At 60.4% G+C, this 13,496-nt stretch carries 8 protein-coding genes; 4 read left to right on the top strand and 4 right to left on the bottom strand.

Annotated features, from left to right (window positions below):
* The first annotated feature begins 130 nt into the window (after positions 1 to 130).
* The 3 genes from J2857_RS00890 (at position 131) to J2857_RS00880 (ending at position 6,931) form a co-directional block, all read left to right on the top strand.
* Positions 131 to 4,750: a MupA/Atu3671 family FMN-dependent luciferase-like monooxygenase gene (locus tag J2857_RS00890; protein ID WP_245362969.1), complete on the top strand. Its 4,620-nt coding sequence runs from the start codon at positions 131 to 133 to the stop codon at positions 4,748 to 4,750.
* Positions 4,751 to 4,752: 2 nt separating this feature from the next.
* Positions 4,753 to 5,403: a 4'-phosphopantetheinyl transferase family protein gene (locus J2857_RS00885; protein ID WP_210008119.1), complete on the top strand. Its 651-nt coding sequence runs from the start codon at positions 4,753 to 4,755 to the stop codon at positions 5,401 to 5,403.
* Positions 5,404 to 5,734: 331 nt separating this feature from the next.
* Entirely contained in the window at positions 5,735 to 6,931 is a 1,197-nt protein-coding gene (locus tag J2857_RS00880) for a glycosyltransferase family 2 protein (RefSeq protein ID WP_210008118.1), read from the top strand.
* 37 nt (positions 6,932 to 6,968) lie between these two features.
* Here the strand turns inward: J2857_RS00880 and J2857_RS00875 are convergent, their stop codons facing one another.
* A complete protein-coding gene (locus J2857_RS00875; protein WP_210008117.1) occupies positions 6,969 to 8,558 on the bottom strand; it encodes a GMC oxidoreductase in 1,590 nt (529 codons plus the stop codon).
* A 353-nt stretch (positions 8,559 to 8,911) separates the two neighbouring features.
* On the opposite strand from J2857_RS00875, the gene J2857_RS00870 reads away from it, so the two are divergent.
* On the top strand, positions 8,912 to 10,351 hold the full coding sequence (locus tag J2857_RS00870) for an exopolysaccharide biosynthesis polyprenyl glycosylphosphotransferase (RefSeq protein ID WP_245362968.1): 1,440 nt from the start codon (positions 8,912 to 8,914) through the stop codon (positions 10,349 to 10,351).
* Between the two features lie 22 nt (positions 10,352 to 10,373).
* On the opposite strand, the gene J2857_RS00865 is transcribed toward J2857_RS00870, so the two are convergent.
* Genes J2857_RS00865 through J2857_RS00855 form a run of 3 tightly spaced genes read right to left on the bottom strand, consistent with a single transcriptional unit; the run spans position 10,374 to position 13,479 of the window.
* Positions 10,374 to 11,612: a type III PLP-dependent enzyme gene (locus J2857_RS00865; protein WP_210008116.1), complete on the bottom strand. Its 1,239-nt coding sequence runs from the start codon at positions 11,610 to 11,612 to the stop codon at positions 10,374 to 10,376.
* A complete protein-coding gene (locus tag J2857_RS00860; protein WP_210008115.1) occupies positions 11,612 to 11,845 on the bottom strand; it encodes an acyl carrier protein in 234 nt (77 codons plus the stop codon). The genes J2857_RS00865 and J2857_RS00860 overlap by 1 nt, the downstream gene beginning before the upstream one ends.
* Positions 11,842 to 13,479 (bottom strand): AMP-binding protein, encoded by a 1,638-nt coding sequence (locus J2857_RS00855; protein ID WP_210008114.1) that lies wholly within the window; start codon positions 13,477 to 13,479, stop codon positions 11,842 to 11,844. Before J2857_RS00855 ends, J2857_RS00860 begins: the two co-directional genes overlap by 4 nt.
* Positions 13,480 to 13,496 lie beyond the last annotated feature (17 nt).

Here is a 13,496-nt window from a genome sequence, read left to right as displayed (position 1 = left end):
AGGCGGGTACAGCCCGCAATTCAGGCTTAGGCGCGATCATCCGCATGGCTGGTCCGGCGCATGTTGAGTTTTAGACGGCACCCCGTTTCTATCGGAGTGCCTGGAACAGCAACGAGTGGGGACAAGCTTTATGGGCGAATTGAAGTGTGTTTTGATCGGTGGCGGTTTATTGCTGGTTCAATGCGCTGAAATTCTGCGGGGGCGCGGACATAGGATCGAGGCCATAGCGACCTCGAACGGATCGGTCAGAAACTGGGCCCAGTCCCAGGGCGTTCCCGTCATAACGCAGGAAGGCGATTACGCCGCCCAGCTGACCCAATACGACTACGACTGGCTGTTCAGCATCGCCAACCTGAAAATGGTCCCCGATGCGGTCTGGCGGCATGCGCGCATCGGCGCCGCCAATTTCCATGACGGCCTGCTGCCGGACATGGCAGGCCTCAATACACCCGCCTGGGCGATCCTCGAAGGCCATGACCGACACGGGATCACCTGGCACGCGATGACCGAAGGGATCGACGAAGGCGATATCTACGTGCAGCAGCATTTCGAGATCAGCGCGGACGAGACCGCCCTGACGCTGAACACGAAATGCTTCGAAGCCGGGATCGCGACTTTCTCCGAGATGCTCGGCGATATCGAGCGCGGCACTCTGAACCCGCGCCGGCAGGATTTCGCAACCCGCACCTATTACGGACAGCTCAAGCGTCCTTCGGCCGCCGGCGCGCTCGATTTCACCGCCCCGGCAGGCGAGCTTTCCCGTCTGGTGCGCGGCCTGGATTTTGGCCCCACCTATCTCAATCCGCTAGCAACGCCCAAGGTCCGTTTCGGCAACGACGTCTTCACCGTCAGGAACCTTCGCATCCTTGACGGCGAACTGAACGGGGAACCCGGTCTGGTCCTGTCCGTCGGAGCCCATGGTGCGACGATCGGCACCGCGGATATGCCGGTTCTGCTCGAGGCCGCCCGCAAGGATGGCGCCAGGCAGATCACGCTCTCTTCTGTACTACGTCCGGGCGATCGGCTGCCGCTTTCGAGCGAGGCGAGCAGGATCGCGCTGTCGGAAGCGGTTGCCGCTCTTGCACCGCATGAGAGCTTCTTCCGCCGCGCACTCGAAGCCGGTACCGATATCGCCCTTCCCTGCATAAAAGCATCGGAAGCCGGCCAGGCCCGTGATATCCGCATCATTCCTCTGGCCTTTTCCGGGCAGCTTTCGCGGCAGGAGCGGGTCGCATTGACGGCAGCCTTCCTGATCCGCGTTTCCGGCCAGTCGGTATTCGACCTCGCCTACACGAACGACAGGCTGATTGACCTCGGTGCCCGCCATCCCGGCTATTTCGCCACATCCATCCCGCTGCGGATCGACTCCACGGTGCAAGCCTCGGTCGAGGACCTGCTCGGGAATGTCGATCGCTCGCTGAAGGTGCTGGACGAACGTAAGGGTTATTGCCGCGATCTTGTCGACCGTTATCCCGGCCTCGCAGCGCTGGAGCTGACGATCGGCGTCGCAGACATCTCCAATCCGGCGCTCGCAGACGAGATCGAGGGCTGCGCCCTGACCTTCCGGCTCGGCGAGACCAGAGCCGATCTGCTCTATGATCGGACACGCATCGACGAGCGGCAGGCGCAGGACCTCGCGACGGCATTTGCGGTCCTCGCCTCGGCGTTCGAGGACCGCGCGACGTTGCTGCAGGACCTGCCTTTGATGTCGAATGCCGACAGGAACATGGTCCTCTTCGACTGGAACCGGACGGAGCGCGAATACGACCATGCCGCCTGTGTCCATCAGCTTATCGAACGGCAGGTCGATAGGACGCCGGATGCCGAAGCTCTGGCATTCCACGGCCGTTCCCTTTCCTATCGCGAGATGGACGAACGGGCCAACCGCATCGCGCAAGCGCTGGTGGCCCAGGGCGTCGGCCCGGACGTCACCGTCGGCCTTTATCTTCCGCGTTCGCTTGATCTGGTGGTCGGTGCGCTTGCTATCATGAAGGCAGGCGGCGCCTATATTCCGCTCGACCCGCATTTTCCGGCCGATCGCCTGGCATTCATGATCAAGGACAGCGGCGCCAAGCTGGTTCTGACCGAGCGGCGCCTTGCGAAATCCGAGACGCTTCATGGCAGCAATTTCCTGTGTGTCGAGGATATCCTGAAAAACCAGGCAATCGCGGATCGTCCGGCAACCGCCGTCGCCTCGAGCAATCTCGCCTACGTCATCTATACGTCCGGCTCTACCGGCCTGCCGAAAGGCGTGATGCTGGAGCATCGCAACGTCGTGAATTTTTTCGCCGGCATGGACGAACGGGTGCCGCGCAACACGGACCGTCGCAACGTCTGGCTGGCCGTCACCAGCCTCTCTTTCGATATCTCCGTTCTGGAACTCTTCTGGACACTTGCCAGCGGCTTCAAGGTCGTTGTCCACTCCTCCGAAGTCATCGAAGCCAAGGCAAAGGGCGCGTCTTCCGCTGGAAGAGGTACGAATCTCGATTTCGGACTCTTCTACTGGGGCAATGACGGCGGATCCGGGCCGGACAAATATCGGCTGCTGATCGAAGGCGCCAAATTTGCCGATGCCAACGGCTTCGATTCCGTCTGGACGCCGGAGCGCCATTTCCACGCGTTCGGCGGCCCTTATCCGAACCCCGCGGTCACCGGTGCCGCAGTCGCGGCTGTCACCAGGAACCTTTCGATCCGGGCCGGCAGCTGCGTTCTGCCGCTTCATCATCCCGCGCGCGTCGCCGAGGAATGGGCGGTCATCGACAATCTCAGCAACGGGCGAGTTGCACTTGCCTTCGCCTCCGGCTGGATGCCCGAGGATTTCGTCCTGCGGCCCGAAAACGCGCCGCCGAAGAACAAGGCGAGCCTGACCCGCGATATCGAGGTCGTCCGCAAATTGTGGCGCGGCGAGAGCGTCGATTTCGATTTCGGCACCGGCACGGTCGGGGTCGTGACCCAGCCGCGTCCGGTCCAGAAGGAACTCCCGGTCTGGCTTACCACTGCCGGCAATCCGGAAAGCTACCGGGAAGCGGCCCGGCTCGGTGCCAACGTGCTGACCCACCTGCTCGGCCAGTCGGTTGACGAGCTTGCGGAAAAGATCCGCATCTACCGGCAGACGCTGACCGAGACCGGCCGCGATCCGGCGGATTATAAAGTCACGCTGATGCTCCACACCCTCCTCGGTGAAGATCGCGACGAGGTGCGGGATCTGGCGCGCGGCCCGATGAAGGAATACCTGCGCAGCGCGGCCGCCCTCATCAAGCAGTATGCCTGGGCATTTCCGGCATTCAAGAAGCCGCAGGGCATCGCCCAGCCGATGGATATCGACCTCCAGTCGCTGGCACCCGAGGAGATGGATGCCATCCTGGAATTCGCCTTCCTGCGTTATTTCGAGGACAGCGGCCTGTTCGGTACACCCGAAGATGCGCTGGAAAGGCTGGATCAGGTCAAGGCGGCCGGCGTCGACGACATCGCCTGCCTCATCGATTTCGGCCTGGCCGACAATATCGTCCTGGAAAGGCTTCCCTTATTGGCCGAAGTCGTCAAGACGAGCAGGAATCCCGTGAGCGACGAGGTCGGCGACGGTTTTGCGGAAGAGATCCGCAAACATCGGGTCACTCATCTGCAATGTACGCCCTCGATGGCGCGCATGTTCATGATGATCGACGAGGACCGCGCCGCCTTAAGTGATGTCCGCCATCTCTTCCTCGGCGGCGAGGCGCTGCAGGGCTCGCTTCTCGCCGCCTTGCGAACCGTCACCGATGCGACGATCGAAAACATGTACGGCCCGACGGAAACGACGATCTGGTCTTCGACATTCACGGCCGGACCATCGACGGGCGTCGTACCGATCGGCCATCCGATCGCCAACACCCAGCTCTATGTGCTCGACAACGCCTATAACCCGGTTCCGCCCGGCGATGTCGGCGAGCTTTATATCGGCGGCGACGGCGTTGCCCGCGGATATCACAACCGCGAACAGCTGACGCGCGAACGCTTCCTGCCCAATCCGTTCATGGAGGGCCGGATCTATCGGACGGGCGACCTTGCCCGCTTCGACCGGAACGGCGTCCTGCATTTCCTTGGCCGCACCGATCATCAGGTGAAGATACGCGGCCATCGCATCGAGCTCGGCGAGATCGAAGCCCGGATCGGCACGTTCGCCGGCATCCGCGAGGCGGTCGTGGTCGCCCGTAAGGACAGCCCCGGCGACGTGCGCCTCGTTGCCTACATTCGCACAGCCGGTACTCCCCTCAACGAGCAGGAACTACGGGCCTATATCGCCGAGGCGCTGCCCGATGCGATGATACCCTCGCATTTCGTGACGATGGAAGCCTTCCCCCTGACCCCGAACGCCAAGGTGGACCGCAACAAGCTGCCGGCCCCGACGGAAAAGGTCCAGGCCCCGCCAGCCACGTTCATCGAACCGTCCAACACTCTGCAGCGGGATATCAGCGAGGTGTTCGGTCGCGCACTTGGGCTTGAGAAGGTCGGCATATTCGACAACTTCTTCGCTCTTGGCGGGCATTCGCTCCTGGCGGTCCAAGTCCATCGCGAGATGAAAGCGAAGCTGGCGCCGGACCTGACGATCACCGACCTCTTCCGTTTCCCGACGGTCGCTCTCCTGGCCGACCATATCTCCGGCAAGGGGAAAGCCGATATACAGTTGAGCCGGGCGTCCGAGCGGGCCGCATTGCGCCGCAACGCGATGGAACGGCGCCCGACGCTGGTCCACGTGGAGACCAAGGTCTAGCTATGCTGCTGGAGGGCATATTCGACCCTTCCGTGTCGGTCGCCGAAGCTGACCTGCTTGGTGACGTTTCGGAACTCTATCCTGAAGAGAGAACGGCGATCACCAATGCCGCGAAAAGCCGACAGCAGGAGTTCACCGCTGGCCGCATCTGCGCGAGGCAGGCCATGCGCCATCTGGGACTGCCTGGAATGGCCATACCCGTGGGGTCGGACCGGGCGCCGATCTGGCCGGCCGGGATAGCCGGAAGTATCAGCCATTCCACGACCCGCTGCGTCGCGGCCATCGGCCGCCATTCGGACGGCATCAAGGCTCTCGGCCTCGATCTTGAGGAAGCGACACCGCTCGACGACACCTATGCACAGGAAATCTGCACCCCGCGCGAGCGACAATGGCTCAACCGGCAGCAATGGGGCATTCGCGGCCGATTGGTGAAAGCGATCTTCAGCGCCAAGGAATGCACCTACAAATGCCAGTATGGCCTGACGCGCACGATGTTCGGCTTCGAGGCCATCCGCATCGAACTGAACCTGGCGGACGGGCATTTCGCCGCATATTTCGAGATCGACGTCCCGCCCTTCAAGACGGACGACCGGCTGGTGGGTCAGATCAGGCTGCGCGACGGGTATGTCGTCGCCGGCATGATTATCCGCTGAAGCCTCCGCCAGTATCCAGACCGCCTACCGCCAGGAACGACGTCCAGCCCGTTTCACCGCGAGGCAGACGATCAGCGATCCGCTGCCATATTTTCACGTAACCGACTGCTTTCGCTCAACGAATTGCATCGGATAGCACCATTGGGCGCAAAGATCGAACTTCAATTGATCCAGCAGCCATCAAATGGGCGTAGACCCGTTCGAGGTGGCTCCACCTGCCCCGAAATAGGATGAGCCCGCGCACACTCGAACGGTGTAGCGTGGTCAGCTTAGAACCCTCGGCCCTCCCGCTATGATTGACGGCTTGAAACGCGTCGCCGGAGGGGAGATCATGCAACAGAACATACTGATCGTCGCGGCATTACTATTGTCCCTCGTTGTTCTGGTTCCGACTGTCTTTTTCGCGATTGAATGTCTTGCCGGAAGTATCGGCGAGCGGAGCCAACCGCCACGTCAGAACGGCCGACGGCCGAAAGTTGCGGTCCTGGTCCCGGCGCATAACGAAGAGCTCCAGATCATCGATACCCTGCACAGCATCCAGAGCCAGATGCGCGACGGCGATCGGCTGGTCGTCGTGGCTGACAATTGCAACGACCTGACCGCATCGCTGGCACGCGAAGCGGGCGCGGATGTCATCGTACGGTTCGACCCGATCCGCCGCGGCAAGGGATACGCCCTCGACGCTGGCGTCAACTATCTTGGCCTCCTTCCGCCGGACGTGGTGGTTATCATAGACGCCGATTGCTGGCTCGAACCGGGAGCGCTCGACAATCTCGCCTATATGACCGCGGCAACCGGCAGGCCCGTCCAGTCGCGCTATCTGATGGTCGCCCCGCAGGATGGAAGCATCAACCTTGCGGTCTCCGAATTTGCGTTCCTTCTGAAGAATCGGATCCGGCTTCTCGGGCTGGCGAAATTCGGGCTTCCCGCGCAGCTAACAGGCTCGGGAATGGCATTCCCGTGGGCCACCCTGCGGGATGCCGCGCTTGCGAACGGCAATCTGGTCGAAGACATGAAGCTTGGGCTGGACCTTGCGCGGGCCGGCCACGCTCCGCTTTTCTGCGATGCCGCAGCCGTGAACAGCAGGTTCCCCTATTCGAAGAAGGGCCTCGAAACACAGGCTTCCCGATGGAACGCGGGCCGCTTCGCGCTGACGGCACAACTTTGCGCAGCTCTGTTTGACGTCAACACGTTGCGGAGCCGGGCCTATCTGGCTCTCGTCGTCGATGCGCTCATACCGCCGCTGACATTGCTGGCAGCGCTTCTCTTGCTCTCGCTGCTTGCGGCAATCCCGCTCGCAACTTCCGGAATTGCGGTCTTGCCATTGGCGATCTCGATCATCAGCATCCTGGCATTCGATATCGCGCTGTCGGTGGCGTGGTGGCGTCATGGCAGACGCACGCTTCCCATGCATGCCATGGCGGACATTCCAGGATACGTGTTCAGGAAACTGAGGCTCTATCCGCGCCATATCCTTCAGGCTGGCGGGGCCGCCTGGATCAGAACCGATCGAAACAGAAATCACTGATCGGGATAGACCGGCGGCATTACCTTTCGAAACCGGGTCAAGACATGGTATCCGAAACCATGCAGGTCTCTATCCGGTTCGGCTTTGTCGCTGACAATTTCTGAGCAATATGCTCTCCGACACGCAAGGCGTTAGCGGCAACCGTCAGGCTTGGATTGGCCCCTCCGCTGGTCGGGAAGAACGACGCATCAACGACATAGAGATTGTCCAGGTCGTGCGCACGGTTGTTGACATCCAATACCGCAGTCGCGGGATCCGGACCAAAACGGCACGTCCCACAGGCATGGCCGTAGTTGAGGTTGACTTCGGAGCCGAACATCATCATCCGGTGCCGCTTGAATGCCTTTCGATATAACTTGCGGAAGGTATTCATTCTTTGTCGCAACTCGCTGTGAATTGTATATTCGAAATAGATGCTGGCGGGATCTTCCGGATCGGGCTTCACGCGATTTTCGGGATAGGGCAGATCCTCGAGGATAGAGGTGAATATCGTTGCGTTGCCGGAGATAAGAGCGCCGATCATCGCCGGAATGCGCATGAAGGGCTTGAGCGGCTTCAGCCAGATCCAGCCGTTCTGGTCGATCAGTAATTTCAGGAAATGAAGCACGTTATTGGCGGTCGCAGTCAGGCCCGTGGACTGGATGACGCCTAGCTTGAGACCCTCATGTTCATAGAAATCGCGAAGGCCGATCGACTTTCCCGGCTCTGAAACGCGGGTTTTGCCCCGAGGCCAGACAGCGAAGAAATCGGAAGCGTGGAACATCAGGTTGCGCCCCACGAGATCCGACGTGTTTGCAAGGCCGTTCGGCCAGAATTCGTTGGTGGAGTTGAGGAGAAGCAAAGGTGTCGAAAGCGCGCCGGCCGCGAGTACATAGAACTTCGCAACGATTGCCAGCTCGTCTCCGTTCCTCCGGCACGACAATTGAGTGACCGCCTCGTCGTCGGCCGAGACCTTTTCCACGTTGCATTGATCGATGACCATGGCGTTGCCGGTCGCCAGTGCCGGCTCGATGAATGCCCGCCGCGCATCCTGCTTGCAGGATCTATGGCAGATGAAGCCGCCGCATTGGCCGCACCCGTCGATATATCGGCAGGCCGTGTGAATCCGATAGGGATGCATCCCATTTGATTGCGCGGAGTCGAAAAAATGCTGATCGCATCGCGTCATGGCAGGAGGTTCGATGACCTCCGATTGTGGCTGCAGCGGATCCTGGCTGCCGCGCACATGCAGGAGGCGCTCCGCCTTGCGATAAAAGGGTTCAAGGTTTTCATAGTCGATCGGCCAGGATGGCCTGCCGGATTTGTCGACGATTTTGAAGTCGCCTGGGGAAAACCGTTCGAGCGTTGCCGCATAGATAAGCGTCGAACCGCCGACGCCGCAGCCGAGTGCAGGAAAAAAACGTACGGCACGGGCGTCCACGGAGCCGGAAATCTGCTGCGGCCACCGGCCATTTCTCAGGCGCTTCGCTTCGTCCAGACTATCGGGGTCGTCACGTTCATCCTGCGAAAAGTGAGCCAGACCCTTTTCTATGAAAACTACGCGGTGGCCGGCGGTGGCCAGTGCGTATCCCATTGCCGCCCCGCCCATTCCCGCGCCGACGATGGCAACGTCCCATTCAAACTCCATCCCCATCCCAACTCAAAACAAGGGCCGTGGCGATCAAGCCTTCAGCCGACGAGGCTCCTTCGGAGGCAGAGCCCAGCATTTCAAATCGCTGCCAGTGTTCATTTTCTCGGCGAAGCGATAGATCCGCCTTCCATCTAAAATATAAAATAAATTCACATGCCCAATTTTAAGTCATTTCGAAAGGTTTACTAAAAATGTGAATGCGATTTGAACGTTATACCCTAAGGATTGTATTCGATCGGCCCAGCAACAAAAGTAGGTAATAGGGAGATCATTCTTAGGAGGTAGGCAGGATACATTGTGCCCACCCTCTCCTCGGCTATACTCGTATCGCTGGTAGGGGTTTTTTAACGATGGTCACACCATTTGAGCCGAACATCGGAAATGACTACATATCGTATGAGCACAAGCTTCCGCGGGGAGGACCGGAATATCATGTAATCGCCTATGTGGCGGCCGCAACGGACTTCATCTACCTTCTTGGAGCAACCGGTATCGGCTTCACGGGCTATCAGTATGTCGTTTTCGGATCTGCGCCCGATCCTTCACTTTTTATCGGCATCGGCCTTGTCCTGTCGACGATCTTCGTACTCGCCATGCATAGTGCCCAGGCCTACAGCCCGGAGAGCATTCAGCTCCTGAGGCCGCAAATCCGGCTGATCTGCATTCTTATCCCAAGCGCTCTTGCCTTTCTGCTGACGGTCATCTTCTTTCTGAAGATCGGCACGACGTTCTCGCGCGGGGCGATCTTGATGACCGCAGTCATCTCTCTGTCCGGGCTGATCTGCACCCGCCTGTTCTGGCACTGGTATCTGCCGTCGGCGGCAGCTGCGGCCTCATTCAAGATGAGGCGGGTACTGCTGATCTGCCACGGCGAGTTCTCGACCGAACATTGGCAGCACGAGGCCGCTGCAAGCGGCATGGTCCTCGCACAGGTCATCCGCCTCACGGATGAAAATCTGCTGCCCGCAAACGCCCTGCAGAGACTGAGGCAAAGCGAGACCGATAGCATAGATGAAGTATTCATCATCTGGCGGGACCCGAACGTCTCCAATCTTGAATTCTACCTTGGAGAACTCAGGCGCTCGGCCTTGCCGGTCAATGTCATCTTCGATGGCGTCGTCGGCCGGCTGACCAGCGCCCCGGCCCGCAGGATCGGCAGCATGACCGCTTTCCAGACGCAGCGGCCACCGTTGAACCTCTATGAACGCGGCACCAAGCGCGCATTCGACATCGTCTTCTCGCTGACGGCCATCCTCTCGCTGTTTCCGTTGTTGCTCGTAGTGGCGATTGCCATCAAATGTGATTCCAAAGGCCCCGTGCTGTTCAGCCAGGTCCGCAAAGGATATGGCGGCCGCTCGTTTCGAATCCTGAAATTCCGCAGCATGACCGTCATGGAAGATTCGGGCGACATTCGCCAGGCGACCCGGAACGATCCCCGAGTCACGAAGGTGGGGGCCGTCATCCGCGCGTCGAGCATTGATGAATTGCCGCAATTCTGGAACGTCCTTCGAGGCGAGATGTCGATTGTCGGCCCCCGCCCGCATGCGCTTGCCCATGACGAACTCTATGACGCCCAGATCGCCAAATACGCCTTCAGGCGGCACGTCAAACCCGGCCTGACCGGTTGGGCCCAGGTCAACAATTGCCGCGGCGAGACGCCGAACATCGAGAAGATGGAAGAGCGGATATTCCACGACCTCTGGTACATCAACAACTGGTCGTTCTGGCTGGATATGAAGATCGTCGTCCGCACCGCGATCGAGATCTGCGATTTCGGCAAGGCCTACTGATTCACTGCAGGATCGGCAGGGCTTATATCGATGGCGGCGCCGGGATGTGGGTGACATCCCGCATCCCGGCGGCCTCGATGAGAACCTCGCAGGGCGGCGCGTGGCTGATGAAATGGATCGGGCTTGCCGTCAGTCCGTAAGCGCCGCTGTTATGCACGGCGACCAGATCACCCTCTTCGATCCGCGGCAGCATCATCCCGACGGCAAGCCGGTCGATCGAGGTGCAAAGAGGGCCGACGAGATTGACTTTCTCCGGCTCACCCCGCCCGCCGACCTTATGCATCGTGTAGTTCCGATGCATCACCATCCCGAAATGGCCGGAAGCCGGCAGATGGTTGTTCATGCCGCCATCGCAGACGCCGATCCGCACGCCGCGCGATTCCTTGACCGAGACGACGCGCGTCAGAAAATATCCGGCCTCGCCTACGAGATACCGCCCGAGTTCGAGCACCAGCCGGGTCTCGGCAAATTGCGGCAACGCCTTGAGGCCGTCGAGATCCGGTGCGATGCCGGCAACGACCGCGGAGAGGTCGAGCGGCAGGTCGCCGTCGTGATAGGGAATTCCGAGCCCTGACCCAAACACCAGCTTCTCCGGCCGAGGAATGTAAGCTTCGCAAACCTCCCGGAAAATGTCGATGAAGTTGCGATAGTTCTCGCAGATCGCCTCGGGCTTCAGGCACTGCGTACCGGAATAGATGTGCAGTCCGACGATCTTGAGATTGGGCAGAGCCGCAATGTCGGGAATGTCTCTTGCGATATCTTCCCAGTCTATGCCGAAGGCCGACGGCCGGCCGGCCATCTGGTCGCCGAACCCTTTGGGAACCGTGGTCGGCGCGATGCGCACCAGGACACGCTGCACACGTGCGAGCTCGGCGGCGATCGCGTTCGCAACCACCGCCTCACGCACCGATTCCAGGATCAGTTCGCCAATGCCGCATTCTATCGCCTCCCGGATTTCGAACTGCCGTTTTCCGGGGCCTGTGAAGCTGATGCGCTCTGCCTCCCATCCCGCCGTTATCGCCGTCCTGAACTCGCCGATGGAGGAGACGTCGAGATATTCCGCCTGTCCCTTCATCAGGGAAAGCAAAGCCGGATTGGGGTTGCTCTTTGCGGCAAAGCTCAGCGCAAAACGCCCCTCGAAGGCCTGCCTCAGGAGCATCGCCCGGCTTTCGATCGCCGATGCCAGATAAACATAGGAAGGGGTTCCGAATAATGCGGCCGCACTCTGCAGCCAGACATCGAGCGCCGAATAGTGGTTCATCACGCGCTGGCTTCGGCAAAACGGATGATCCGCGCCGGCGTATCGAAATTTTCGAGCGTCACGTCTTCGGCGCGAATGGAAAGGCCCGTCGTTTGTTCGATAAATGCCAGCAGGTTCACCATCGATACGGAATCGAGCAAGCCAGAGGAGAACAGTTCGCTCTCGCTGTCGGCATGGGCGATATTCAGGGATTCCTGCAGGTAACCAATCAACTTTCCATGGGTAAGGCTCATTGCAGGTTCTCCCTTGTTTCGGTCACTTTGATCTGAGCTGCGGGCGGAGGCGCGCCTAGGGCAATTTCCCCGCCTTGCATCCATTCGCGACAAAGGCGCACCACGTCCGGCCGTGCCAGCTTGCCGCTCGACGTCCTCGGCATGCTTTCCGACCAGACGTGGAACTGCCGCGGCACCATGTAGGACGGCATCGCCCGCCGGCAGTAGCGCAGCAGGGCTTCTTCGTCGAACTCGCCGATCGGCGTTATCGCTACATGCACGGTTTGCCCGAGTTCCTCGTCGTCTACCCCGAAGGCAACCGCCTCCGCCACGACGCCGCTGCGGCAGACGAGATCCTCGATCTCATCCGGACTGAGGCGGAAGCCGCTGGTCTTGATCATTGCGTCATTGCGACCGATAAACCAGAGGTCACCATCGGCATCGATCCGGACGATATCGCCGCTATAGACGACCGGTTCATCGCCGATCAGGTGCCAGAGTTCCGGACACGGCCGGATCTTCTGCTCCGTCACCTCCGGCTTGCCCCAATATCCAAGGCTGACAAGCGGGCCGCGATGGACGAGTTCGCCCTGTTCGCCGGGATGGGCGATGCCTTCGCCATGCTTGATGACATAGACTTCGGCGCCGGGGATCGCCTGGCCGATCGCTCCCATCTTGCGGGTAAATTTCTGCGGCGAGAGGTAAGTCGAGCGGAAAGCCTCGGTCAGCCCATACATCAGATAGACATCCGCATCCGGGAAGACCCGCGGTATCTGCTCCAGGATGTTGAGCGAAATCTTGCCGCCGGAATTGGTGATCCGCCGAAGCGCGGGAAACTCTACGGGGTTGTCCTTCAGCAGCCGCACGATCTGGCTCCAGAGCGGCGGCACCGCGGCCACGCCGGTCACCCGATGCCGCTGCATGGCCAGAACGATTTCGGTGGCCATCGGTACCGCCTGGTGCACGACCGTACCGCCCATCAGCATCATGGTCGTCAACTGGTTCAGGCCATAGTCGAAGCTGTAGGGCAGGACGCTGAGCAACCGGTCGTCTTCCCTCAGGCCCAGATAGCGCGATACGGAGCGGGCGCCGGCAACGATGTTGCGATGGGTCAGCATCACGCCCTTCGGCATGCCGGTCGAACCGGATGTGTAGATGATCATCGCAAGTTCCGTATCGAGGCGCGCGATCTCGTCGCCTGACAGATCTTCCGGAAGATGATCCCAGACATCGAATATGGTCTCGGCCGGCAATTTGCCTTTGACCAGAACGCTGTCGACCGCGTCAGGTAGCTTACGCGCGCCAAGAGCCTCGGCAACCCTCGGCTCGACGATCATCAGGCGTGCACCACAGTCGTTGGCGACATATTCGAGCTGCTCGACCGTCCATTGCGTGTTGACGTTGACGATCACCCCACCGACCTTGGCGATGGCGAACATGGCGGTGACCTCCGCGAGGCTCTTGCGCAGGTGCACGATCACCCGGTCGCCCGGCCGGATATTGCGGCTCTGCAGATAACCCGCCAATCGATCAACGTCGGCCGCAACCGCGGCATAGCTCGCCGCGCGGTGACCGTCGATGATCGCCGGCTTGCCCGGCCTGGCGCCGAGGTTGTCAGCCAGAAGCTGGTAGAAGTTGGTGGTCAACGCGTTCATGGCAAACTCCTCCAGCG

The sequence above is a fragment of the Neorhizobium galegae genome (genome assembly GCF_017877055.1).
Lineage (GTDB): Bacteria > Pseudomonadota > Alphaproteobacteria > Rhizobiales > Rhizobiaceae > Neorhizobium > Neorhizobium galegae_D.
This window is presented reverse-complemented; position numbering and strand designations above follow the sequence as displayed.

Excerpts from the sequence above, each read along its gene's own strand:
- J2857_RS00890 (WP_245362969.1), top strand. The coding sequence starts at position 131 with ATGGGCGAATTGAAGTGTGTTTTGATCGGTGGCGGTTTATTGCTGGTT.
- J2857_RS00885 (WP_210008119.1), top strand. The coding sequence starts at position 4,753 with ATGCTGCTGGAGGGCATATTCGACCCTTCCGTGTCGGTCGCCGAAGCT.
- J2857_RS00880 (WP_210008118.1), top strand. The coding sequence starts at position 5,735 with ATGCAACAGAACATACTGATCGTCGCGGCATTACTATTGTCCCTCGTT.
- J2857_RS00875 (WP_210008117.1), bottom strand. The coding sequence starts at position 8,558 with ATGGAGTTTGAATGGGACGTTGCCATCGTCGGCGCGGGAATGGGCGGG.
- J2857_RS00870 (WP_245362968.1), top strand. The coding sequence starts at position 8,912 with ATGGTCACACCATTTGAGCCGAACATCGGAAATGACTACATATCGTAT.
- J2857_RS00865 (WP_210008116.1), bottom strand. The coding sequence starts at position 11,612 with ATGAACCACTATTCGGCGCTCGATGTCTGGCTGCAGAGTGCGGCCGCA.
- J2857_RS00860 (WP_210008115.1), bottom strand. The coding sequence starts at position 11,845 with ATGAGCCTTACCCATGGAAAGTTGATTGGTTACCTGCAGGAATCCCTG.
- J2857_RS00855 (WP_210008114.1), bottom strand. The coding sequence starts at position 13,479 with ATGAACGCGTTGACCACCAACTTCTACCAGCTTCTGGCTGACAACCTC.